Source organism: Erythrobacter ramosus, assembly GCF_009828055.1.
GTDB lineage: Bacteria > Pseudomonadota > Alphaproteobacteria > Sphingomonadales > Sphingomonadaceae > Erythrobacter > Erythrobacter ramosus.
Genome location: NZ_WTYB01000002.1, coordinates 711,960 through 735,320, shown reverse-complemented (window position 1 = coordinate 735,320; position 23,361 = coordinate 711,960). Strand labels below are relative to the sequence as shown.

General features: G+C 63.1%; 25 protein-coding genes. 24 read left to right on the top strand and 1 reads right to left on the bottom strand.

Annotated features, from left to right (window positions below; all coding sequences use genetic code 11):
* Positions 1 to 31 precede the first annotated feature (31 nt).
* The 22 genes from GRI59_RS10150 (at position 32) to GRI59_RS10050 (ending at position 19,085) form a co-directional block, all read left to right on the top strand.
* The gene (locus tag GRI59_RS10150) at positions 32 to 406 is read left to right on the top strand and encodes an NADH-quinone oxidoreductase subunit A (protein WP_160761620.1); all 375 of its coding nucleotides are present in this window, start codon (positions 32 to 34) and stop codon (positions 404 to 406) included.
* Positions 403 to 981, top strand: a complete 579-nt coding sequence (locus GRI59_RS10145; RefSeq protein ID WP_202390949.1) for a NuoB/complex I 20 kDa subunit family protein — start codon at positions 403 to 405, stop codon at positions 979 to 981. Before GRI59_RS10150 ends, GRI59_RS10145 begins: the two co-directional genes overlap by 4 nt.
* 6 nt (positions 982 to 987) lie before the next feature.
* Positions 988 to 1,770 (top strand): NADH-quinone oxidoreductase subunit C, encoded by a 783-nt coding sequence (locus tag GRI59_RS10140; protein WP_160761054.1) that lies wholly within the window; start codon positions 988 to 990, stop codon positions 1,768 to 1,770.
* Positions 1,767 to 2,978, top strand: a complete 1,212-nt coding sequence (locus GRI59_RS10135; protein ID WP_160761053.1) for an NADH-quinone oxidoreductase subunit D — start codon at positions 1,767 to 1,769, stop codon at positions 2,976 to 2,978. The genes GRI59_RS10140 and GRI59_RS10135 overlap by 4 nt, the downstream gene beginning before the upstream one ends.
* Positions 2,975 to 3,232: a hypothetical protein gene (locus GRI59_RS10130; RefSeq protein ID WP_160761052.1), complete on the top strand. Its 258-nt coding sequence runs from the start codon at positions 2,975 to 2,977 to the stop codon at positions 3,230 to 3,232. The genes GRI59_RS10135 and GRI59_RS10130 overlap by 4 nt, the downstream gene beginning before the upstream one ends.
* Positions 3,225 to 3,560, top strand: coding sequence for a nuclear transport factor 2 family protein (locus GRI59_RS10125; RefSeq protein ID WP_160761051.1), 336 nt, complete (start codon positions 3,225 to 3,227; stop codon positions 3,558 to 3,560). Before GRI59_RS10130 ends, GRI59_RS10125 begins: the two co-directional genes overlap by 8 nt.
* Positions 3,560 to 4,228: an NADH-quinone oxidoreductase subunit NuoE gene (nuoE, locus tag GRI59_RS10120; protein WP_160761050.1), complete on the top strand. Its 669-nt coding sequence runs from the start codon at positions 3,560 to 3,562 to the stop codon at positions 4,226 to 4,228. The genes GRI59_RS10125 and nuoE overlap by 1 nt, the downstream gene beginning before the upstream one ends.
* The gene (locus GRI59_RS15635) at positions 4,225 to 4,368 is read left to right on the top strand and encodes a hypothetical protein (protein ID WP_166546949.1); all 144 of its coding nucleotides are present in this window, start codon (positions 4,225 to 4,227) and stop codon (positions 4,366 to 4,368) included. The genes nuoE and GRI59_RS15635 overlap by 4 nt, the downstream gene beginning before the upstream one ends.
* Positions 4,365 to 4,565, top strand: coding sequence for a hypothetical protein (locus tag GRI59_RS10115; RefSeq protein ID WP_160761049.1), 201 nt, complete (start codon positions 4,365 to 4,367; stop codon positions 4,563 to 4,565). The genes GRI59_RS15635 and GRI59_RS10115 overlap by 4 nt, the downstream gene beginning before the upstream one ends.
* Complete coding sequence (gene nuoF / locus GRI59_RS10110) at positions 4,552 to 5,844, top strand: NADH-quinone oxidoreductase subunit NuoF (protein ID WP_160761048.1); 1,293 nt, start codon at positions 4,552 to 4,554, stop codon at positions 5,842 to 5,844. The genes GRI59_RS10115 and nuoF overlap by 14 nt, the downstream gene beginning before the upstream one ends.
* Positions 5,844 to 7,859 carry an NADH-quinone oxidoreductase subunit NuoG gene (gene nuoG, locus GRI59_RS10105; protein ID WP_160761047.1) on the top strand — a complete coding sequence of 672 codons (2,016 nt, stop codon included), beginning with the start codon at positions 5,844 to 5,846 and terminating at the stop codon, positions 7,857 to 7,859. The genes nuoF and nuoG overlap by 1 nt, the downstream gene beginning before the upstream one ends.
* Entirely contained in the window at positions 7,856 to 8,989 is a 1,134-nt protein-coding gene (nuoH, locus tag GRI59_RS10100) for an NADH-quinone oxidoreductase subunit NuoH (RefSeq protein ID WP_237440770.1), read from the top strand. The genes nuoG and nuoH overlap by 4 nt, the downstream gene beginning before the upstream one ends.
* Entirely contained in the window at positions 8,986 to 9,474 is a 489-nt protein-coding gene (gene nuoI, locus GRI59_RS10095) for an NADH-quinone oxidoreductase subunit NuoI (RefSeq protein WP_160761046.1), read from the top strand. Before nuoH ends, nuoI begins: the two co-directional genes overlap by 4 nt.
* A 148-nt stretch (positions 9,475 to 9,622) precedes the next feature.
* Positions 9,623 to 10,246: an NADH-quinone oxidoreductase subunit J gene (locus tag GRI59_RS10090; RefSeq protein ID WP_160761045.1), complete on the top strand. Its 624-nt coding sequence runs from the start codon at positions 9,623 to 9,625 to the stop codon at positions 10,244 to 10,246.
* Positions 10,243 to 10,548 carry an NADH-quinone oxidoreductase subunit NuoK gene (gene nuoK, locus GRI59_RS10085; protein ID WP_160761044.1) on the top strand — a complete coding sequence of 102 codons (306 nt, stop codon included), beginning with the start codon at positions 10,243 to 10,245 and terminating at the stop codon, positions 10,546 to 10,548. The genes GRI59_RS10090 and nuoK overlap by 4 nt, the downstream gene beginning before the upstream one ends.
* A gap of 7 nt (positions 10,549 to 10,555) precedes the next feature.
* Entirely contained in the window at positions 10,556 to 12,547 is a 1,992-nt protein-coding gene (gene nuoL, locus GRI59_RS10080) for an NADH-quinone oxidoreductase subunit L (RefSeq protein WP_160761043.1), read from the top strand.
* A gap of 14 nt (positions 12,548 to 12,561) precedes the next feature.
* On the top strand, positions 12,562 to 14,127 hold the full coding sequence (locus tag GRI59_RS10075; RefSeq protein WP_160761042.1) for an NADH-quinone oxidoreductase subunit M: 1,566 nt from the start codon (positions 12,562 to 12,564) through the stop codon (positions 14,125 to 14,127).
* Positions 14,127 to 15,605 carry an NADH-quinone oxidoreductase subunit NuoN gene (gene nuoN / locus GRI59_RS10070; protein WP_160761041.1) on the top strand — a complete coding sequence of 493 codons (1,479 nt, stop codon included), beginning with the start codon at positions 14,127 to 14,129 and terminating at the stop codon, positions 15,603 to 15,605. Before GRI59_RS10075 ends, nuoN begins: the two co-directional genes overlap by 1 nt.
* Positions 15,602 to 16,312 carry a biotin--[acetyl-CoA-carboxylase] ligase gene (locus GRI59_RS10065; protein ID WP_160761040.1) on the top strand — a complete coding sequence of 237 codons (711 nt, stop codon included), beginning with the start codon at positions 15,602 to 15,604 and terminating at the stop codon, positions 16,310 to 16,312. Before nuoN ends, GRI59_RS10065 begins: the two co-directional genes overlap by 4 nt.
* A 15-nt stretch (positions 16,313 to 16,327) precedes the next feature.
* Complete coding sequence (locus GRI59_RS10060; protein ID WP_160761039.1) at positions 16,328 to 17,122, top strand: type III pantothenate kinase; 795 nt, start codon at positions 16,328 to 16,330, stop codon at positions 17,120 to 17,122.
* 26 nt (positions 17,123 to 17,148) lie between these two features.
* Positions 17,149 to 18,804 (top strand): ribonuclease J, encoded by a 1,656-nt coding sequence (locus GRI59_RS10055; protein WP_183363609.1) that lies wholly within the window; start codon positions 17,149 to 17,151, stop codon positions 18,802 to 18,804.
* Positions 18,804 to 19,085, top strand: coding sequence for a DUF1467 family protein (locus GRI59_RS10050; RefSeq protein WP_160761037.1), 282 nt, complete (start codon positions 18,804 to 18,806; stop codon positions 19,083 to 19,085). Before GRI59_RS10055 ends, GRI59_RS10050 begins: the two co-directional genes overlap by 1 nt.
* Here the strand turns inward: GRI59_RS10050 and GRI59_RS10045 are convergent.
* The gene (locus GRI59_RS10045; protein ID WP_237440769.1) at positions 19,082 to 21,613 is read right to left on the bottom strand and encodes a coiled-coil domain-containing protein; all 2,532 of its coding nucleotides are present in this window, start codon (positions 21,611 to 21,613) and stop codon (positions 19,082 to 19,084) included. The genes GRI59_RS10050 and GRI59_RS10045 overlap by 4 nt on opposite strands.
* Before the next feature lie 88 nt (positions 21,614 to 21,701).
* Here GRI59_RS10045 and GRI59_RS10040 point away from each other — a divergent pair, with 88 nt between their 5' ends.
* Positions 21,702 to 22,025 (top strand): Hpt domain-containing protein, encoded by a 324-nt coding sequence (locus GRI59_RS10040; protein WP_160761035.1) that lies wholly within the window; start codon positions 21,702 to 21,704, stop codon positions 22,023 to 22,025.
* A 113-nt stretch (positions 22,026 to 22,138) separates the two neighbouring features.
* Complete coding sequence (locus tag GRI59_RS10035; RefSeq protein WP_160761034.1) at positions 22,139 to 23,335, top strand: hypothetical protein; 1,197 nt, start codon at positions 22,139 to 22,141, stop codon at positions 23,333 to 23,335.
* Positions 23,336 to 23,361: the final 26 nt, after the last annotated feature.

Here is a 23,361-nt window from a genome sequence, read left to right as displayed (position 1 = left end):
GACGAACGGGATTAACAGCTTGGACATCGTCGTGGTCGACCTCAGTCAGTATCTGCCGATACTGTTATTCGTGCTCGTGGCTTTCGGGCTCTCGATCCTGTTTGTGGTCGCGCCCATGGCGGTGTCGCGCCTCACGGGCACCCACAATCCCGATGCGGAAAAGCTCTCCGAGTATGAATGCGGCTTCCCCGCGTTCGAAGATGCGCGCAGCCAGTTTGACGTGCGCTTCTATCTGGTCGCGATCAGCTTCATCGTGTTCGACCTCGAAGCCGCCTTCCTGTTCCCCTGGGCGGTCAGTCTGGGTGAGACGGGCTGGGTTGGCTGGGGCGGCATGATGGTGTTCCTGTTCATCCTCGCGGTCGGGCTTGCTTATGAATGGAAGAAAGGGGCGTTGGACTGGGAATGAATACCATCGTTACTCCTCCCCAAGGACTGCCCGACATTTCCGCGCTGACGACCGCCGCTGGCGGTGATGTGCGTCAGCCCGATGCGTCCTATTTCACCGCGATGCAGACCGAGGTGAATGACAAGGGCTTCCTCGTCACTTCGACCGAGGACCTGTTCCAATGGGCGCGCACTGGCTCGCTGTGGTGGATGACCTTCGGGCTCGCCTGCTGCGCGGTCGAGATGATCCACGTCAACATGCCGCGTTATGACATGGAGCGCTTCGGCGCGGCCCCGCGCGCGTCCCCGCGCCAGTCGGATGTGATGATCGTCGCCGGCACGCTATGCAACAAGATGGCCCCGGCGCTGCGCAAGGTCTATGACCAGATGTCCGATCCTAAATATGTGATCAGCATGGGCAGCTGCGCCAATGGCGGCGGCTATTACCACTATTCCTACAGCGTCGTGCGCGGCTGCGACCGGATTGTGCCGGTCGACATCTACGTTCCCGGCTGCCCGCCGACCGCCGAAGCGCTGCTTTACGGCGTCATGCAGTTGCAGCGGAAGATCCGCCGCGTCGGCACGATCGAGAGGTAAGGGCGCATGGCCGTTCTCCATTCCGCTCCGAAGTTTGCCTCGAATGAAGGCGTGATTGACGCAATCAGCGAGAGCATCAGCGTCTGGCTGATTGACGCTGGCGAAGCCCACGGCGAAGTCAGCTTCCGCGTGAAGCGCGACGATATCGCCCGCGTGCTTGAGACGCTGCGCGATGATCACGCCTATCAGCAGCTGATGGAGATCGCGGGCGTCGATTACCCCGACCGGGCCGAACGGTTCGAAGTCGTCTACATGCTCCAGAGCCTGACCAAGAACCACCGCGTGATGGTCAAGTGCTCGGCCTCCGAGGATACGCCGGTGCCGACCGTCACCACGCTGTGGCCCAATGCCGGCTGGCTCGAGCGCGAGGTGTTCGACATGTACGGCGTGACGTTCGCCGGCAACCCGGATCTGCGCCGCATCCTCACCGATTATGGCTTCGAAGGCCACCCGTTCCGCAAGGACTTCCCGATGACGGGCTACACCGAATTGCGCTATTCCGAAGAGGAAAAGCGCGTGGTGTACGAACCCGTCGAACTGGCGCAGGAAATGCGCAGCTTCGACTTCCTCAGCCCTTGGGAAGGCGCTGATTACGAGCTGCCCGGCGATGAAAAATCGCGCGGTGCGCCGACGGTGAATGATGTGAAGACCACTGAAAAGCCCGGTCAGACCGGGGCAGGCGCTGCGGCCAATGCCAACGCCGAGAAGCGTACTTCGGCCGCGCAGAAGGCTAGCACCCAAGACGCCCCCGGTGCGCCCGATCCCACCTCGAAGGAGGGCGGAAAGTGACCATGCAACGCGAAGAATCGCTCACAACCACCGGCGAGGTCATCTCCAACTACACCATCAACTTCGGCCCTCAGCACCCGGCTGCGCACGGCGTGCTGCGCATGGTGATGGAGCTGGACGGCGAAGTGATCGAGCGGATTGATCCGCATATTGGCTTGCTTCACCGCGGCACCGAAAAGCTGATCGAGCACAAGACCTACCTGCAAGCGCTGCCGTATTTCGACCGGCTCGACTATTGTTCGCCGCTGGCGATGGAGCATTCCTATGTGCTCGCCATCGAAAAGCTGCTGAATCTCGAAGTGCCGATCCGCGCGCAATATCTGCGCGTGCTCTTCGCCGAGCTGACCCGCATCTGCAACCACATGCTCAACATGGGCGCGCACATCCTCGATGTCGGCGCGTTCACGCCGAACTTGTGGATCATGGACCTCCGCGAAGATTGCCTGAACTTCTTCGAGCGGGCGAGCGGCGCGCGGATGCACAGCGCATACTTCCGCCCGGGCGGTGTCCATCAGGACGTGCCAGAAAAGCTGCTGGTCGACATTGGCGACTGGCTCGATAATCGCTTCTTCCAGCTGTTCGAAGACGCGATGAGCCTTGTGCTCGACAACCGCATCTTCAAGCAGCGCAATGTCGATATCGCCATCGTCAGCCGCGAGGACGCGATTGCTTGGGGCTTTAGCGGCCCGATGATCCGCGCGGCGGGCATTCCGTGGGATCTGCGCAAGAGCCAGCCCTACGACGTCTATGACCGCATGGAATTCGACATTCCGGTCGGCACCAATTCGGACTGCTATGACCGCTTCATGGTGCGCGTGAAGGAAGTCTACGAAAGCGCCAAGATCATCCGCCAGTGTCTGCGCGATATGCCGCAGGGGCCGATTGCGAGCAGCGACGGCAAGGTTTCCCCGCCCAAACGCGGCGAGATGAAGCAGTCGATGGAAGCGCTGATCCACCACTTCAAGCTCTATACCGAAGGCTTCCACGTGCCTGCGGGCGAGGTTTACGTGGCGACCGAAAGCCCCAAGGGCGAATTCGGCGTCTATCTCGTCAGCGACGGCACCAACAAGCCCTACCGCTGCAAGATCCGCCCCACGGCGTTCTCGCACCTTCAGGCGATGGACTTTATGTGCAAAGGCCACATGCTCCCCGACGCTACCGCCATTCTGGGTGCGATCGATGTGGTGTTCGGGGAGTGCGACCGGTGAGCACCTTCAACGATAAGCAGCAAGAGGCCTTTGTTGATGAAGGTTGGGCGTGGGCAGCATTGCCGACTTGGGCCAAAGCGATCACTTGGGTCATTGGTTTGCCTGCTTTCCTCCTGCTTGTTTATCTCGTCTTTGCGGGGGAAGACCGAGCCAGCCCCAACTTCATTCCCCCAATGGTCGCGTTCTTCGGTGTTTGTTTGATGCAGATATACTGCGCGAACCGCGCATTCAAAAAGCTAAGTGACGATGACTAACCGCCTCGCCATCGCCGAGCAGATGATCGCGCATTACAATGCGCAGGATGCCGATGCCTATGTGTCGCTGATGACGGATAATGCCTGCGAGGCAGGCTATCGCGGGGCGGTGATCCGTGAGGGGCGCGAAGGCACGCGCACCGGGCTCAAGGCGATGTTCGCCGAGTTTCCCGAGAACCGGGCTGAAATCATCACAGGCTACGAATTGGGCGAGTATGCTGTGCTGCATGAACGGGTCTACCGTTCGGCCACCGCCGAGCCCTTCGAAGTCATGTCCGTCTATTCCTTCGAGGGCGACAAGTGCTCTCGCGTGGAGTTCATCCGCTAATGGCTGACCGTACCCCCGCACCCGACACCCCTGAACTGCGCGCCCGCTGGAGCGCGTTTGCGTGGACGCCGGAAAACAAGAAAACCGCCGACTGGCACATCGCCAAGTATCCCGAAGGGCGTCAACGCTCGGCGGTGATGCCGTTGCTTGATCTCGCCCAGCGGCAGGTCGGCGCGGAGACTGACACGCAGGGCTGGCTACCGCTGCCGGTGATCGAATATGTCGCTGCCTATCTCGGGATGCCGGTAATCCGCGTGCTCGAAGTCGCCAGCTTCTACTTCATGTATAACCTGACGCCCGTGGGCAAATTCCACGTGCAGGTGTGCGGAACCACGCCCTGCATGCTGCGCGGCTCGGACGATATCATCGCCGCCTGCAAGAAGCGCGGGATGGAGAAGGGCCACGTTTCGGCCGATGGCCTGTGGACCCTCACCGAAGTCGAATGCATGGGCAACTGCGCCACCGCGCCGATGGTCCAGATCAACGACGACAATTACGAAGATCTGACGCCGGAACGCCTCGACGCGGTGCTCGATGCGCTGGCCGCGGGCCAGACGCCCAAGGCTGGCACGCAGGAGCCTGGGCGGCACACGTCTGAGCCTTCGGGCGGTCCGACCTCGCTGAAGGACATGGTCAGCGCCAATCACGATTATCGGGGCGAGTGGTGACCGCAGTCGTCTCCATCTTCGGCGCGCTGCTGCTGGCCTTCATCGCCTATAAGGTGCTGATGGGGCTGGTGCGCGTCGGCGTGATCCTGCTCATCATCGCAGTGCTTGCGGGCCTGTGGCAGTCGGGAGCGATCGGATGAATCCGGTGACCCTCGCCTTTGCCATCCTCGGCCTCACCGGTTTTGCGCTGGGAGCGGTGCTGACGGCGACGGGCCCGTTCGAGATGGGCGTGATCCTGATGGGTATGGGCCTGATGTTTCAAGTGATTTCGTTGGTGCGGATCAAGCGCGCTAAGAAGAAGGCCGAAGAAGAAGGACGCAGCGATGCTCGCGGATAAGGACCGCATCTTCACCAACGTCTATGGCTTCCAGGACTGGGGCCTGAAGGCAGCGCAGGCGCGCGGCGACTGGGACGACACCAAGGCTCTGCTGGCGCGCGGGCCGGAAGCGATTATCGAAGAGATGAAGGCATCGGGCCTGCGCGGGCGCGGCGGGGCAGGGTTCCCCACCGGGCTCAAGTGGAGCTTCATGCCCAAGGAATCGCGCGACGGCCGTCCGAGCTTCCTCGTCATCAACGCCGACGAATCCGAGCCCGGTTCCTGCAAGGACCGCGAAATCCTGCGCCATGATCCGCACAAATTGGTCGAAGGCGCGCTGGTCGCCGGCTTCGCGATGCGTGCCCGGGCGGCCTATATCTACGTGCGCGGCGAATACATCCGTGAGGCCGAAACGCTTCAGGCCGCGATCCATCAGGCTTACGAAGCCGGGCTGATCGGCAAGAACTCCTGCGGTTCGGGCTATGATTTCGACGTCTTCATGCACCGCGGCGCGGGCGCCTACATCTGCGGCGAAGAGACCGCGATGATCGAGAGCCTTGAAGGCAAGAAGGGCCAGCCGCGCCTCAAGCCCCCGTTCCCGGCGGGCGCAGGCCTCTATGGCTGCCCGACCACGGTCAACAATGTCGAAAGTATCGCGGTCGCGCCAACGATTTTGCGGCGCGGGGCATCTTGGTTCTCAAGCTTCGGGCGCGAGAACAACAAGGGCACCAAGCTGTTCCAGATTTCTGGCCACGTGGAAAAGCCCTGCGTGGTTGAAGAATCGATGAGCATCTCGTTTGAAGAGCTGATCGAAAAGCACTGCGGCGGCATTCGCGGCGGGTGGGATAACCTGCTCGCGGTGATCCCCGGCGGTTCGTCCGTGCCGCTGGTCCCGGCCGCGCAGATCCGTAACGCGCCGATGGATTTCGACGGGCTGAAGGAACTGGGCTCCGGCCTCGGCACGGCGGCGGTTATCGTGATGGACAAGTCGACCGACATCGTCCGCGCGATCAGCCGCCTGAGCTATTTCTACAAACACGAAAGCTGCGGCCAGTGCACCCCCTGCCGCGAGGGCACGGGCTGGATGTGGCGCATGATGGAACGCCTGCGCACCGGGGACGCAGCAATCGAGGAAATCGACATGCTGCAGGAAGTCACCAAGCAGGTCGAAGGACACACCATCTGCGCGCTGGGCGATGCGGCGGCGTGGCCGATTCAGGGCCTCATCCGCCACTTCCGGCCTGAGCTTGAGCGGCGGATCAACGAGCATAATGCGCAATTCCAAGAGGCAGCCGAGTAATGCCTAAAGTCACCGTAGACGGTCAGGAAATCGAAGTCCCGGCGGGCGCGACTGTGTTGCAGGCGTGCGAGCTGGCGGGCAAGGAAATCCCGCGCTTCTGCTATCACGAGCGCCTGAGCATCGCGGGCAATTGCCGGATGTGCCTTGTCGAGGTGAAGCCCGGGCCGCCCAAGCCGCAGGCCTCTTGCGCGCTTCCCGCTGCCGAGGGTCAGGAAATCCGCACCGACTCCCCGATGGTCAAGAAGGCCCGCGAGGGGGTGATGGAGTTCCTGCTCATCAACCACCCGCTCGATTGCCCGATCTGCGATCAGGGCGGTGAGTGCGATCTGCAGGATCAGGCGGTCGCCTATGGCCGCGGCGGCTCGCGCTATCACGAGAACAAGCGTGCGGTGACCGAGAAATACATGGGCCCGCTGATCAAGACGATTATGACCCGCTGCATCCACTGCACCCGCTGCGTGCGCTTCTCGGAAGAGATCGCGGGCGTGGACGAGATCGGCGCGCTGTATCGCGGCGAGGATATGCAGATCACCACCTATCTCGAGCAGGCGGCGGCGCACGAGCTTTCGGCCAACGTCATCGACCTGTGCCCGGTCGGCGCACTGACCTCGCGGCCCTATGCGTTTGAGGCGCGGCCGTGGGAGCTGAAGAAGACGCTCAGCATCGACGTCTCCGACGCGGTGGGCGCCAACATCACGCTCCATTCCAAGGGCCGCGAAGTCATGCGCGCGCTTCCGCGGGTGAATGACGACGTCAACGAGGAGTGGCTGTCGGACAAGGGCCGCTATCAGGTCGATGGTCTGACCAAGCGGCGCTTGGACCGGGTGTGGGTGCGCCGTGACGGCAAACTCCAGCCTGCCGAGTGGACCGAGGCGTTCGGCCTGATCGCGGGCGCTCTGGAAGGCGACAAGGCGAGCATCGCGGCGGTCGCTGGCGATCTGCTCGATGCCGAGACGATGTTTGCCGCCAAGGCTTTGGTCAACGCCTGCGGTTCGCAGCTCACCGAAGCGCGCCAGACCGGCATGACCTATGACGTGTCGAACCTTGCGGCTGTGAACTTTAACTCGACCTTCGCAGGGATCGAGACCGCTGACGCAATCCTCATCGTGGGCAGCAATGTCCGCTGGGAAGCCGCGCTGCTCAATGTCCGCCTGCGCAAGGCGGTGAAGGCGGGGGCGAAGGTCTATATTATCGGCTCCGAGTGGAACCCGACCTATCCGGCGACTTTCCTCGGCTCCGACCTCAAGCTGCTGAACCGCATCCCCAAGGAATTGGGTGACGTCATGAAGTCCGCGAAGCGTCCGGCGGTGATCCTCGGCGCGGCGGCGCTGGCGAAGGGCGCGCTTCCGGCGGGCCTGAAGCTGATCGACAAGTTCGGTCTGGTGAAGGACGGTTGGAACGGCTTCAACGTGCTGCACATTTCGGCGGCGCGCATGGCCTCGCTGATGCTCGGCTTCACGCTTCCCGGCGGGATGGGCGATATCGCTGCGGCTTCGCCCAAGGTGCTGCTCAGCCTCGGTGCGGACGAGATGGATTACGCGGCGTTTCCGAACAGCCTCAAGGTCTTTATCGGTCACCACGGCGACAAGGGTGCGCATCACGCTGACATCATCCTTCCGGGCGCATCCTATGCCGAGAAGGACGGCACCTACGTCAACGCCGAAGGCCGGGTGCAGTTCGCCGAGAAGGCGGTCTTCGCCCCCGGCGATGCCCGCGAGGATTGGACGATCCTGCGCGCGCTCGCCGATGCGCTTGGCGTAACCGTCGGCTTCGACAGCTTTGCCGCATTGCAGGCCAAGATGATCGCTGCGGTCCCGGCGCTGGGCGAAGAGGGCCTCGCAGATTACGGCGCGCTGCCCAAGGCAGACGCCGGCGCGAAGTTCGAAGGCGAGCTTGTGGGCTACCCGATCAAGGACTTCTACCTCACCAACCCCATCGCCCGCGCCAGCGAGGTGATGCAGCGTTGCTCGGATGAGCTGCTTCATGGGGCCGATGTGAAGGAGGCTGCGGAATGACCGCCTTCTTCCAATCCCTCGGCCTCAGCTACGAATGGGCCTGGACCGTCGCGACGCTGACCGGGATCATTGTGATTTCGCTGCTCGTCATGTTCAGTGTCGCCATGGTGATCTATGTCGACCGCAAGGTGCTGGGCGCGATCATGATGCGGCGAGGGCCGAATGTGGTCGGGCCGTTCGGCTTGCTGCAGTCTTTCGCCGACGGTTTGAAGGTCTTCCTGCAAGAAACCATCATCCCGTCAGCCGCGAACAAGGGCATCTTCCTCCTCGCTCCGATCATCACATTCACCGTCGCGCTGGCGGCCTGGGCGGTGATCCCATTCTCGGCGGGCGTGGTGTTGGCCGATATCAACGTGGGCCTGCTCTACATCCTCGCGATCTCCTCAATGGGGGTTTACGGCGTGGTGATGAGCGGGTGGGCGTCGAACTCCAAATACCCGTTCTTCTCGGCGATGCGCGCCTCGGCGCAAATGATTTCCTACGAGGTGTCGATCGGCTTCGTGCTGGTGTGCGTGGTGCTGTTTGCAGGCACGTTCAACCTCTCGGGCATCGTCAACGAGCAGCGCGGTTTCGGCCTTGGGCTGATCAACGCCTATGTCGTGCACCCGCTGCTGTTCCCGATGTGGGTGGTGTTCTTCATCTCCTCGCTCGCCGAAACCGCGCGCGCGCCCTTCGACCTCACCGAGGCGGAAAGCGAGCTCGTCGCGGGCTACCAGACCGAATATTCCTCGATGAGCTTCGCGCTGTTCTGGCTCGGCGAGTATGCGAACATCCTGCTGATGTGCTCGCTGAACACGCTGTTGTTCTGGGGCGGGTGGCTGCCGCCGCTCGACATTCCGGTCCTCTACATGGTGCCGGGGATCATCTGGTTCCTGCTGAAGACCTTCATGTTCTTCTTCATGTTCAGCTGGATCTGGGCGACCGTGCCGCGCTACCGCTATGACCAGCTGATGCGCCTCGGGTGGAAGGTGTTCCTGCCGATGAGCCTCGTGTTTGTCGCGGTGACCAGCGGGTATCTGATGGCGACTGGGCATTTTGACCGCTCGATAGCGCCGACGGCGCCTGCGACCTCCACCGAAATCGTCCAAACCACCCCTGCGCAGCCTGTCGCTGTGAGAGGCCAGTCATGACCACCGTCTCCCACCTCATCAAATCGTTCACCCTCTGGGAATTCCTCAAGGCGCACGCCTTGACGCTGAAATATTTCTTCAGGCCCAAGGTGACGATCAACTATCCCTTCGAGAAGGCCCCGCTTTCGCCCCGCTTCCGCGGTGAGCATGCCTTGCGGCGCTATCCGAACGGCGAGGAACGCTGCATTGCGTGCAAGCTGTGCGAGGCCGTGTGCCCCGCGCAGGCGATCACCATCGAGAGCGAACCGCGTGAAGACGGCAGCCGCCGCACCACCCGCTACGACATCGACATGACCAAGTGCATCTATTGCGGCTTCTGTCAGGAAGCTTGTCCGGTGGATGCCATCGTCGAGGGACCAAATTTCGAATACGCCACCGAAACGCGCGAAGAGCTGCTTTACGACAAGGCCAAGCTGCTTTCGAATGGTGACAAGTGGGAACGGGCCATCGCGGCCAACCTTGAAGCCGACGCACCCTATCGTTAGGGCGCGGCGGACGATGGACACGGGGTCAACATAAATACTGCCCCGGCACCGAGGGATCGGGACCGGGACGGAACTTGGACTAGGGATCACATTGCCGCTTTCTGGGCTCGGGCGTTACGCCGGGGCTGCGGATCGGCGGAGTAAAGTCATGATACAGGTCATCGCCTTCTATTTCTTCGCGACCATCGTCGTCGCCGCCGCTGTGATGACGATCATGGCGAAGAACCCCGTGCACTCGGTGCTTTGGCTGATCATGGCGTTCTTCAACGCGGCCGGCCTGATGGTGCTGGTTGGCGCGGAGTTCATCGCGATGCTGCTGGTGATCGTCTATGTCGGCGCGGTCGCGGTGTTGTTCCTGTTCGTTGTGATGATGCTCGACATCGATTTTGCCGCGATGCGCGCGGGCTTCAGCCGCAATGCGCCGCTGGGTTTGCTGATCGCAGCTATCTTGCTGGCGGAATTGCTCCTGGCAGCGGGGGCCTATGGTGCCGGGGGTATCCAGTTGGGCACGCCGGATGGCAGCGCGATGCAAGCGACTGACAGCAGCAATATCGAAGCGCTCGGCGCGCTGCTGTATGGCCGCTACATCGTGCTGTTCGAGATCGCCGGGATCATTCTGCTGGTCGCGATGATCGGCGCGATCGTGCTGACCTTCCAGCCGCCCAAGCCCGGCGCGCGTGCGCGGCAGGACGTGGGCAAGCAGATCCGCCGCCGCCCGGAAGATGCAACCGTTATGAAAAACCCGGAGATCGGGCAAGGGGTCGAACTGTGATCGGCATCGAACATTATCTCACCGTGGGCGCGATCCTGTTCGTGCTGGGTGTGCTGGGGATTTTCCTCAACCGCAAGAACGTGATCGTCATCCTGATGGCGGTCGAGCTGATCCTGCTCAGCGTGAACCTCAACCTCGTCGCCTTCAGCGCCTTCATGCAGGATCTGGTGGGTCAGGTCTTCGCGATGCTGGTGCTGACCGTGGCTGCGGCCGAAGCGGCGATCGGGCTGGCGATCCTGGTGATCTATTTCCGCACCCGCGGGTCGATCGCGGTTGACGATATCAACCGGATGAAGGGGTAAGCGCGACGTGCATACCATCCTCATCATCGTTTTTGCGCCGCTGGTTGCTGCCCTCATCGCAGGGTTGGGCAACCGGTTCCTCGGCAATGTGGCGGCCAAGTCCGTCACCACCGGCGCGCTGCTGCTGTCTGCGGGCCTGAGCTGGCCGATCTTCCTTGGCTTTATCGGTGGGACGGAAAGCGCCGAGGTCGTTCAGGTGCTGAAGTGGGTTGAAAGCGGCACGCTCAACTTCGATTGGGCGCTGCGGGTCGATACGCTGACCGCGATCATGCTGGTCGTGATCAACACTGTGTCGGCGCTCGTGCACCTCTATTCGTGGGGGTATATGGAGGAAGACCCGGATCAGCCGCGGTTCTTCGCCTACCTTTCGCTGTTCACCTTCGCGATGCTGATGCTGGTGACGGCCGATAACCTCGTCCAGATGTTCTTTGGCTGGGAAGGGGTTGGTCTTGCGTCCTACCTGCTGATCGGTTTCTGGTTCAAGAAGCCAAGCGCTGGCGCCGCCGCGATCAAGGCCTTCGTGGTCAACCGCGTCGGTGACTTGGGCTTCATGCTCGGCATTTTCGGCACCTATCTGGTGTTCCAGACCACCTCGATTCCCGAGATACTGGCGGCGGCCCCGGGCATGAGCGGATCGACGATCACCTTTGTCGGCATGCGGCTCTACACCATGGACATCCTGTGCATCCTGCTGTTCATCGGCGCGATGGGCAAGTCGGCGCAGCTGGGCCTGCATACCTGGCTGCCGGACGCGATGGAGGGGCCGACGCCCGTCTCCGCGCTGATCCACGCCGCGACCATGGTGACGGCCGGCGTGTTCATGCTGTGCCGCCTCTCGCCGATGTTTGAGACTGCGCCGACCGCGCTGACGATCGTTACCATCGTGGGCGCCGCCACCTGCTTCTTTGCCGCAACCATCGGCACGACGCAGTGGGACATCAAGCGGGTGATCGCCTATTCGACCTGCTCGCAGCTAGGCTACATGTTCTTTGCCGCGGGCGTCGGTGCTTATGGCGCGGCGATGTTCCACCTGTTCACCCACGCCTTCTTCAAGGCGCTGCTGTTCTTGGGTGCTGGTTCGGTGATCCACGCGATGCACCACGAGCAGGACATGCGCTATTACGGCGGCCTCAGAAAGCACATCCCGTTCACTTTCTACGCGATGCTGGCCGGCACGCTGGCGATCACGGGGCTGGGGGTCTATCACCTCGGTGTCGGCTTTGCAGGGTTCTGGTCGAAGGACGCGATCCTTGAAGTCGCTTATGCGCGCCACAATGGTGCCGGCCAGTTCGCCTTCTGGGCCGGTGCCATCGCGGCGCTGCTGACCAGCTTCTATTCGTGGCGCCTGATGTTCCTGACCTTCTGGGGCAAGCCGCGCTGGATTGAGAGCGAGCATATCCAGCACTCGGTGCACAAGACACCTGCCGAAGCTGGCGAGGACACCACGGGCGGTTATCATCCGCATGAAAGCCCGATCACGATGCTGATCCCGCTCGGCCTGCTGACCATCGGCGCGATTGCCGCAGGGCAGGTGTTTGCGCCCAGCTTCCTCGACAGCGCGGCCTTCTGGAACGGGTCGATCTTCTACAACGAGGATCTGATCCACGCCATGCACGCCGTGCCCTACTGGGTGAAGTACACCGCGCTGATCGTGATGCTGATCGGGTTTGCGGGCGCTTATGTCGCCTACATCGCCAAGCCCGATATCCCTGCAAAGTTCGTAGCGACCTTCGGCGCGCTGCATAACTTCGTCTACCGCAAGTGGTACTTCGACGAGTTGTACGATGCGATCTTCGTAAAGCCCGCCTTCTGGCTCGGTAACAAGTTCTGGAAGCTCGGCGATATCGGCACCATCGACCGCTTCGGCCCCAACGGTATCGCCTGGGCGGTCGAACGCTCTTCGGTCGCCGCCAAGTCGATTCAGTCGGGCTACGTCTACACCTACGCGTTGATCATGCTGCTCGGGCTGGTCGCCGCTGTCACTTTTGTTCTGCTTTAGGAGCGCGCTTCGTAATGGAAGGCCTTCCCATCCTGTCGCTGATGATGCTCGCGCCGCTGGCGGGCGCTGCGGCGTGCCTGTTTGCGGGCGCAGCTGCGGCCCGCTGGATCGCGCTCGGCGCGACGCTTGTCACCTTCGTGCTCGGCGTCGTGCTGTGGTCGAATTACCAGATCGGCGGACCGCAGTGGCAGTTCACCGAAGAAGCGAACCTCTTCGCCGGTTTCCAGTACAAGCTTGGGATCGACGGGATCGCCCTGATGCTGATCATGCTGAGCGTCTTCCTGATGCCGGTCTGTATTCTGGCGAGCTGGGAATCGGTGCAGAAGCGCGTGGGCGAATACATGGCCGCCTTCCTGTTCATGGAAGTGCTGATGATCGGCACCTTCGCGGCGCAAGACCTGTTCCTGTTCTACGTCTTCTTCGAGGCGGGCCTCATCCCGATGTATCTGATCATCGGGGTGTGGGGCGGGGACAACCGCATTTACGCCAGCTACAAGTTCTTCCTCTACACGCTGTTCGGATCGGTGCTGATGCTGATCGCGATGTTCTGGATGGTGGCCGAAGCGGGCACGTCCGACATCCCGACGCTGATGCAGTACAGCTTCCCGGCAGGCGCGCAGACGTGGCTATGGCTCGCCTTCTTCGCCAGCTTTGCGGTGAAGGTGCCGATGTGGCCGCTCCACACCTGGCTGCCGGATGCGCACGTGCAGGCGCCGACCGCGGGTTCGGTGATCCTTGCCGGCGTGCTGCTGAAGCTGGGCGGATACGGCTTCATCCGTTTCAGCCTGCCGATGTTCCCCGAGGCTAGCGCGCAGTTCGCTTGGCTGGTGTTTGCTCTGTCGATGATCGCGGTGGTCTACACCTCGCTGGTCGCGCTTGTGCAGACCGACATGAAGAAGCTGATCGCCTATTCCTCCGTCGCGCACATGGCGATTGTCACGGTCGGCCTGTTCGCTTTCAATGTGCAGGGGCTGGAGGGTGCCATGATCGTCATGCTCAGCCACGGCCTCGTTTCGGGTGCGCTGTTCCTGTGCGTCGGTGTGATCTACGACCGCCTCCACACCCGCGAGATCGCGCGTTACGGCGGGCTCGCGATCAACATGCCCTATTATGCGCTGTTCTTCCTGCTGTTCACCATGGCGAGCATCGGCCTGCCGGGCACCAGCGGTTTCGTCGGCGAGTTCCTGTCGCTGGCGGGCATCTACCAGACTTCGAGTCTCGTGGCGCTGATCTGCACCACCGGCATCATCCTTGGCGCGGCCTATATGCTGTACCTCTATCGCCGCGTTGCCTTTGGCGGACAGGTGAACGAGGACGCGGCCGCGATGCGTGATATCTCGGCGCGTGAGTGGGTGATGATGGCCCCGATTGCGGCAGCGGTGATGTGGATGGGTGTCTATCCTGAGAGCTTCCTTGCGCCGATGCGCGCCGACATCGCCGTGCTTGACGCGCGGCTTGCGGCAGCCGCTCCGGCGGGTGATGCGAAGCTGGCCCCCGGCGCCCCGCGCGCTGCGGCTGCCAATGCGATGCCACATCATGAGGGCTCCGAGACTTCGAGCGCCAAGGAGGGCGCGCACTGATGGAATTCGCTGCTTCTTTCGCACTTGTGATGCCCGAGCTGGTGCTGATCGCAGCTGGCCTTGTGCTGCTACTGGTCGCTGCCTGGGGCGGGGACAAGGCCGCACGCTTGATCGCCATCGCTGCCGCCGCTGCGCTGTTCGCGGCCGGGTTACTGCTGGTGCCGGGCCTCCATTTCGGCGTTGATGGCCCCGCCACGCTGGCATTCGGCGGGTTGATCAAAGTCGATAGCTTCGCCCTGTTTGCCAAGGCGCTGATCTACCTCGCCGCGATCGGCGCGTTGATGATCGCGCCGCCGTTCTTCGATGGCCCCTCGGCGGGCTCCGAGCGCGGGATGCGCGCGGAATACCCGGTGCTGATCCTGTTCGCTGCGGTTGGCATGAGCATCATGGTCTCGGCCAATGATTTCATGAGCCTGTACCTCGGGCTCGAACTCAACAGTCTGTCGGCCTATGTCCTTGCGGCGATCCTGCGGCGTGATCCGCGCTCGGGCGAAGCGGGGCTCAAGTATTTCGTGCTGGGCGCGCTGGCATCGGGCATCCTGCTCTACGGGATGAGTCTGCTCTACGGCTTCACCGGTGGCACGTCCTTCACCGCTGTCCGTGCAGGCCTGACGGGCGAGATGGGTTACGGCGCGCTGTTCGGAGTGATCTTCGTGCTCTCCGGCCTCGCGTTCAAGATTTCCGCTGTGCCATTCCACATGTGGACGCCCGACGTCTATGAAGGCGCGCCGACGCCGGTCACCGCCTTCTTTGCCACTGCACCGAAGGTTGCCGCCGTTGCGCTCACCGCGCGGGTGGTGTTCGAGGTGTTCGGGGGGCAAGTCGCCGCGTGGCAGCAGATCGTGATGTTCATGGCCTTGGCCTCGATCATCTTCGGCGCTTTGGGAGCGATCGGTCAGGAGAACCTGAAACGGCTGCTCGCCTATTCCTCGATCAACAATATCGGCTTTATCCTGCTTGGGCTTGCGGTGGCCAATGCCGATGGGGCGAGCGCGATGCTGGTTTACCTGTTCATCTATGTCGCCATGAGCCTTGGCAGCTTTGTCGCGCTGTTGATGCTGCGCGGCGAAGATGGCGCGCTGTTCGAAACCTTTGCCGACATCCGCGGGCTTTCCGTGACGCAGCCCGCAATTGCGTGGGCGCTGCTGCTGTTCATGTTCAGCCTCGCCGGCATTCCGCCGCTGCTCGGCTTCTATAGCAAGTTCGTGGTGTTCCAGGCGACCATCGAGGCCGGGCTGGTGGCATTCGGCGCGATCGCTATCGCGGCGAGCGTGATCGGCGCGTTCTATTACATCAAGTTCGTCAAGGTGATGTTCTTCGATGAGCCTGCGGGCGTAGTCACTGGCAAGAGCGGCGCGGCCCACTGGGTGCTGCTGGGGCTGACGGCGCTGATCGTCTCGCCGCTGGGTTATCTGCTTACCCCGTCGCTCACCGATCTGGCTGACAAGGCTGCGGCCTCGCTGTTCCTTACGGTTTGATCGCCTTCGCCGAACAGACCGGCTCGACCAACGCCGACCTCGCCGCCGCCTTGCGCACGGGTGAGGGCTGGGCCGAGGGGCGCTGGCTGGTTGCCCGCCGCCAGACCGCAGGACGCGGGCGGCAAGGGCGCGCATGGTTTGACGGCGCGGGCAATTTCATGGGCTCGACCGTGGTAAGCCTGGGGGAGGGTGGTCCGCCGCCCGCTAGCCTCAGCTTCGTCGCGGCGCTGGCCGTCCGCGATGCCGCGGCAGCCGCATTGCCCGACGATACCGCGCTGGCGCTCAAATGGCCCAATGACGTGCTACTAGATGGCGGCAAGCTGTCCGGCATCCTCTTGGAGATGGTGCGCAGGCACATTGTCGTCGGGATCGGGGTGAACCTCGCCCGCGCGCCTGACCTGCCTGACCGCAAGACGGCGGCGCTCGCGGATGTGATTCCGCCGCCGCCGCTGGAAGATTTTGCTGCGAACCTCGCCGCAGCCTTTGATCGCAGGCTGGAAAGCTGGCGCACCTACGGCCTTGGCGCGACACTCCACGCCTTCCTCAGCCGCTCCATCCATGCGCAGGGTTCCGCCGTAACTGTTCACGATACCGACGGCTCGGTGCTGTCGGGCTCCTTTGCTGGCCTTGAGGAAAGCGACGGCGCTTTGCGGCTACGCTTGGCGGATGGCAGTGAACGTGTCATTCGCGCAGGCGACATTTCGTAAGTTAAGGACTGCCAGATGCTGCTCGCCGCCGATGTCGGGAACACCAATGTCGTCTTCGCCCTGTTCACCTATGGGGAGGACGGCACGCACCATATTCGTGCGCGCTGGCGCATCGCCACCGACCCGCGCCGGACGGGCGATGAATATGCGGTGTGGCTGCTGCAATTGCTCAAGATCGAAGGGTTCGAACGCTCGGACATCTCCCAGATTATCGTCGCATCGGTCGTCCCGCGCGCGGACCACAATCTCACCGTATTGTGCGAAAAGTATTTCGGCATCACACCGTTGTTCGCTGGGCAGGGAACCGCGCGCTGGCGCTTCGAGATTGATGTCGACCAACCGTCCTCGCTCGGGGCCGACCGCGCGCTCAACATTCTTGCCGCGCACCACAAGTATGGCGGCGACCTCATAATCGTCGACTTCGGCACCGCCACCAAGTTCGAAGCGGTCGACTTCACTGGCGCCTACAAGGGCGGCTCGATCGCGCCGGGGATTAACCTGTCATTGGACGCGCTGGTGGGCAAGACCGCCAAGCTGCCGCGCATCGCCATCAAGGCCCCCTCCAGCCGCAGTGTCATCGGCCGCAACACCGAAGACCAGATGCTGATCGGCGTCTTCTGGGGCTATGTCGCGATGATGGAAGGCATGGTTGCCAAGATGAAGGCCGAAATTGGCCGCCCCGCAAAGGTTGTAGCCACCGGCGGGCTTGCCATATTGTTCGACGACGCCACCGAAATCTTCGACCACGTTGATGCCGACCTTACACTGGACGGCCTCGCCATACTTGCCAGGCAGGCAGAAGCCGCCTGATCCTCTCTCACAGAACCGGAAACACATTGAAGAAAGATTTTACCCCCGAAGACGAACTCCTGTTTCTCGCCCTTGGCGGTTCCGGGGAGATTGGCATGAACGTCAATCTCTACGGCTGCCAGGGCAAGTGGATCATGGTCGATCTCGGCATGACCTTTTCGGGCAATGAATATCCCGGTGTCGAGCTGGTCTTCGCCGATCTCGATTTCATCGAGGAGCGCCGCAAGGACCTGATCGGCATCGTCCTCACCCACGCGCACGAGGATCACATCGGCGCGGTTCCCTATTTCGCGGGCGAGCTGGGCGTGCCGCTTTATGCCACGCCGTTCACCGCCGATCTGGTGGCGCGCAAGCTGGAAGAGGCCGGGCTGCTCGGCAAGGTCGAGATTATCATCATCGAAGAAGATCATGGTGAAATTGAGCTTGGCCCATTCACCATCACCTACCTCCCGCTGGCGCACTCGATTGCCGAGGGCAACGCGCTGCTGATCGACACGCCGCACGGCCGCATTTTCCACACGGGCGACTGGAAGCTCGATGACGATCCGATCATCGGCGAACCGACCACCGAGGAAGAACTGCGCGAAATCGGCGATGAAGGCGTGCTCGCACTGGTGTGCGATTCGACCAATGTGTTCAATCCGAACACCTCGGGCTCGGAAGGCGCAGTCCATAGTGCGCTGATGGAGGAAGTCGCGCGCCACAAGGGCAAGCGGGTCGTCGTCACCACCTTCGCCAGCAATGTCGCTCGCCTGCAAACTCTCGGCGAAGTCGCGATTGAGACGGGGCGGAAGCTGTGTGTCGCCGGCCGTTCGCTCGACCGGATTATCGAGGTGGCGCAGGACAATGGCTATCTTGAGGACTTCCCGACCCCGATCAGCTTCGAGACCGCGATGGGCCTGCCGCGCGGTGAGGTGCTGATCATCGCCACCGGGGGGCAGGGTGAGCCCCGCGCCGCCTTGGGCCGCATGGCGGATATGAACCACCCGATTGAGCTGGTCGCAGGCGATGTGGTGCTGTTCTCCTCACGCCAGATCCCCGGCAACGAAATTCCGATTGGCAAGATCCAGAACCAGCTTGCTGCGCGCGGAATCCAGATGGTGACCGACCGTCAGGCCCTGATCCACGTCTCGGGTCACCCGGGGCGGCCGGAGTTGGAAGCGCTCTACAGCTGGCTGAAGCCTGAAATTCTCGTACCGGTCCACGGCGAAATCCGCCACATGGCCGAGCAGGCGCGGGTCGGTAAGGCTGCGGGCATCCCGCATCAGGTGGTGCAGAAGAACGGCGATATGGTCCGTCTCGCCCCTGGCAAGCCGGGCAAACTCGCCGAAGTGCGCGCCGGGCGTCTGGTGCTGGATGGCGATATCATCACGGCGGCTGACGGCGACGCAATCACCATGCGCCGCCGCATTTCGGGTGATGGTGTGCTGATCGTGGTGTTGGCGCGCGGCGCTAAGCCCGTGATCGAGGCGATCGGCTTGCCGCTCGACGAGGACTTGCCCGACTTCCTTGAGGAAGCTGCGGGCGATGTGCTGACCGCGATCAATCGCTTGAAGGGCAAGGATGCGCGCGATGTGGCCGGGATCCGTGAGGCCGCACGCCTTGCTGCTCGCCGAGCGGCGCAGCGCTGGTCGGGTAAGAAGCCGCAGGTGCGGGTGGTGATGCCGGGGGCGGCGGCCTGATGCAGATCACCTCGATTGCGGCGATCTACTTCCTGTTCTTCGTGATGAGCGGCTTCATGATGCTGCCGTTCGGCGTGAAGACGGCGGACGAGGCGGGGATCGAGAAGGTGCCTGGGCAGGCAGACAGCGCTCCGGTCAACTTCCAGCCGGGCAAGGTCGCTGCGCGCGCATCCATAGTGGCGGCGGTGGCGACCGCGCTGTTCGTCGCCAACTATACCTATGGCTGGATCACCGCCGCCGATATCGACTTTCTGCCCAAGCCGCCGTCCGCTGCCGATTAAGTCCGGAAACGCTGGATCGCCTGAGCCAGCGCCACGTAGAGCTTGCCCATGTCCGAACCCAGCATCGTCACGCTCAGGACATGGCCATCGCGGGTCGAGAGCGTCTGGCGCAGCATGGCTTCAAAGTCGTGGATGTAGCGGCTGACATTGGCCTTGAACGCTTCGTCCGCGCTGTACAGCGCGGCGATATCCTTGGCGGTGCCATTGTCGATCAGCCGCACCGCGCGGCGGGTGAAGATGCCGCGGTCGCCCTTGAGATAGGCTTCCCACGCCGTGTCGGCCACTTCGTCGGCCAAGGCTCCAGTGATGTCGATCGCGGCGGAATTCAGGCTGTCGGTGATCAGCGCCATGCGACGGGCGAAGTCGTTGTTGACCTGCTCTTCGGCGAGTTCGCGCGCGTGCATAACTCGTTGTTCGAGATTGCCGGTGAGTTCGTTCACCTTCACCAACTGATCGCGCAGTTGGATCGCCGCCTCGCGGCCGACGCCCGAGGCGTGAGCGGCTGACTGCTCAAGCTTGCCGAGAGTCGCAGCAGCCTCGTTGCGAAGCGCGCGTTCGAGCACCTCAACCGCTTCGCCGCCGAGGTTGTTCGCCAGCGCCAGCGTCTTCTCGCGCGCGCCTTCATCAAGCGTGGCGAAGGCCCGGTTGATCGCGGTTTCTAGCGCCGCAAGCGATGCGCGCAGGCTGTCCTGCGTCTCGACCGCCAGCGTGCCGCTTTCTTCGGCAAGCCGCGCAAAGCCGCCGCGCAGGCCTTGCAGTCGGGCGAGGGCATCTTCGGTTTCTTCGGCGAGATGGGACTTGAACCCGGCAATCGCAATTTCAGCCGTGTCGATCTCCGCGCGGGTGCGAAGGAGATAGTCCGACAACTCGCTGCCCGCCTGCGTGCTGCGCAGCATCAGCGCCTCGACCTTGTCGGCCCGCGCTTCGACCCCTTCCAGAGCGATGTTAGCTCCGCTGATCGCGGTGCTGAGGTCTTCGTGGCACGTGCGCGCGCCGGACTGCAAAATCTCCAGCAAACGCACGCTGCTGTCGGTCAGTTGGAGCAATTGTGCTTCGGTTGCGGCGATCACAGCGCGCTTCTCGCCAAGCTGCTGGGACAGCGTACCAAGGCCCGCGCCAAGGCTCTCTCGCGCAGCCGCACTGGTCTGGTCAATCTCGGCCAAGACCCGCCCGAGTTCCGCGACCCGCTCGGTCATCGCTTCACCCTGCACGACCAGCTTTTCGATTTCGGCAACCTGCGCCTCGCGCCGCTGGGCGAGCGCATCGTCAAGCGCCGCCAGCCGCTGGGCCAACACCTCGCTCGCCTGCGCTTCATGGGTCTCAAAGGCCGCCTGCCGCTGTTCGATCAGCTCGTCGAACTGGCGGTTGCGTGTCGTCAGCTGCTCTTCAAATTGCACCGCTTCTTCGCGGAGCTTGGCGATCCGCTCGTTTGCAACGGTTGCAGAATTGCGGTCGAGCTGGTCGACCAGATTGAGCTTCTCCACCAGCGTCTCGTGCAGCGCGGCAATCGCGGCGGCATAGCTGGTGCGCGCGTTCTCTCCCGCTTCGCGCAACTGATTGGCGAGCGCTTCGCTTTGGCTGGCGACGGCTTGCGCCCGCTCGCCATGCGAAGCCAGCGCTTCTTCTTCGAGCGCGGCGATGCGGGTGCGAAAGGCCTCGGCCTCCGTCTGCAAGGTCGCAAACCGCTGCGTGACGATAGCTTCGATCCGGGTCAGCTGCGCCTCATACTGGCCGAGTGTATCGCCCACCTGCACAGTTAGGCGCGTAACCTGCGCCTCACTCTCGGCGCCGGCGGTGCCGAGCCGGTCAAACCCACTCGAAAGCCGCGCCAACTGATCTTCTGCAACGCGGCCCGCTCCGCCGATCTGGTTGGCGACATCGCGCGCGGCATTGGCGATCACCGGCAGATCGTCGCGCAGCCGGTTCATATTGCCCAGCGCGGTTTCGCTGGTGGTGCCAATCGCTTCGACCTGCGCGCCATTGGTGGTGATCAGCGCCTGCAATTCGCCGGCATGAGTGGACAGGCGCTCCGCTGCGATCCGGCCAAGCGCCTCAAGATCGCGGGCTTCGGCGGCGAGAAATTCGCGCGCCAAGCTCAATTCGCGGTTCACCACCTTAAGCCGCGCTTCGAGAGCGGCGCCTTCGCGATTCATCATCGCAGCGGTCGCGGCAAACCGCCTGCCCTCAGCGTGTGAGGACCGCATCGCCAGCAGCCACACGATACCCACCAAGGCCACCGGCATGGCCCATTCGACCACCCAGCCAGCCCATTGCGCAGGCACGGCTCCGGCGCGAATGTCAGCAAGGTGAGCCCAGACGAAAAACCCGCTCCATCCGGCAATCACCAGCACCGCAAGGCTTGGCGCGAGCCAGCCGGATCGCGTGGGGGAGGGCGCTAGCTCATCATCCTCTGCCCAGGTTTCGGACAGATCGAGCATCCCTTCGGATGCCCCATCCTGCCCATCAGCCTCTGCAAAAGCCATGTCGCCTGCGCCGTCATCGCCGCTCTTGCGCCCCAACGCGCGCATCTGGTGCCGTCCTGCCATAAGCCACGTCATACCACAGCCGGAATCGGGATAAACCCCGCATTAACCCAATTTGGTCTATCTGCCTGACATGGCTTTCAATCACGGTGCTCTTGATGCGACTCTTGCGGCAGCGGCCGGCGACGATGCCGCCTTGCTGCGTGAGCTGCGCGCTGCCTTCCTTGAAAGCGCTGCCAAGCAGCTAGATCTGCTCAAGCGCGCGCGCTGTGATGGCAATTGGCATGTCGCAGCGATGCGGCTGAAGGGCCTTGCTGCCAGCTTCCACGCTGAAGACCTGCTCCAGGCCGCTGAAATCGCGCTCCATGCTGCGCCGGGCGAGCCGATGGCGATCCGCGAGGTCGAGGCTGTGCTTGCCCGCTTCAACCGCGCGCAAAATCGCGATATCCGGCGCTGATTCGTCGCGCCGTGCGCTGCGTCGGGGCAAACCGCGCAGTGCCGCTTGAACCTCTGCTCTGAAACCGCCAATCCTTGGCCGCTTGCTGGCGGCTTAAGGGAAGGGGGTTGGAAATGCGCATCGGCCTGATTGCCGCAATCCGGCGCAGCGCGGATGGTGGACTTCGCGCCGAACTTCCGCTCGCCGGGCGCAGCGTTCTCGCCTGGCAGGCGGATCTGCTGCAATCCTTGGGCGCTGAGCGGGTGCTGTGCCTGACAGAGACCACCTCTGACGAAGTGCTGCAATTGCAGCACAGGATCGAAGCGGGCGGGGCGGCGTTTCATGCGCTGCCGAACTTTGCCGCACTGCCTGCGTTGGTGCGGTCAGAGGATGACCTCATCATTCTGCGCGATGGGCTGGTGCCCGATCCAGCGGTCGTGCGGGCGGTGCTCGGGGGAGACGTTGCGCTGCAAAGGGTGATCGCGGCCATCCCGGCTGACCACGCGCTCGCTGCCGCTTACCCCGATGATTTTGAGCGGATTGATGCCGCGCGCCATTGGGCGGGCGTGCTGGTGATGCGCGGCGCGCCGGTGCAGCAGCTGGCCGAATTTCCTGACGATGCCGACGCAGTCTCTTTACTGCTGCGCCTTGCCTTGCAGGCCGGAACCCCGTGCCGCGATCTCGCCGCGCGCGAGCTGGTGCCGGAACGCTGGTTGCTGGCCGATGGCACAGCTGCCGTTGCCGAGGCCGAGCAGGCGCTCATCGCCGATGCCGCCGCGCCGACCAACTGGCGCGCGCCGCTTGCGACGCTGGCGGCGATACTCGTGCGCGCGCTGGCTCCGAGGGGACTTGAACAGGGCGGGCTTGCAGCGGGCGGGTTGGCTTTGGCGCTGCTGCTGATCGGTGTGATGTTTGCAGCATTCGGCCCGCCTGCTGTGGGGCTGGTGCTCGCGGGGCTGGGTGCCTTCGCAGCGCGCGTTGCGATCGACTATACCGCATTATCCGCAAGGCTCAGGCGGGCGGGCGATCCAGGACGCGGGCCAGCCGTGCTGGCGGCGGCGGTAGACGGGCTGGCGGCGCTCACCACATGGTTTGCGCTGTCGCCCTGGCCCGAATGGCAACCGCTCGCGGTGCTGGGGCCAGTGGTGGTCGGTCTCGCCCGCCTGACCGCGGGGCAGCCCGGCGCAATGTTGGCTGCCCCCGCCTCTGACCGTGCGAGCTTGTTGCTCGCGCTGGCGCTTGCCGCCGCCTTTGGCGTCTTGCCTGAAGGATTGGCCTGTCTCGCCTTGGGGCTACTCTTCGCTTTGCTGCTGCGTCCTGACCGGGTTTGATCTAACGCCGTCTTAACTATGTGGGC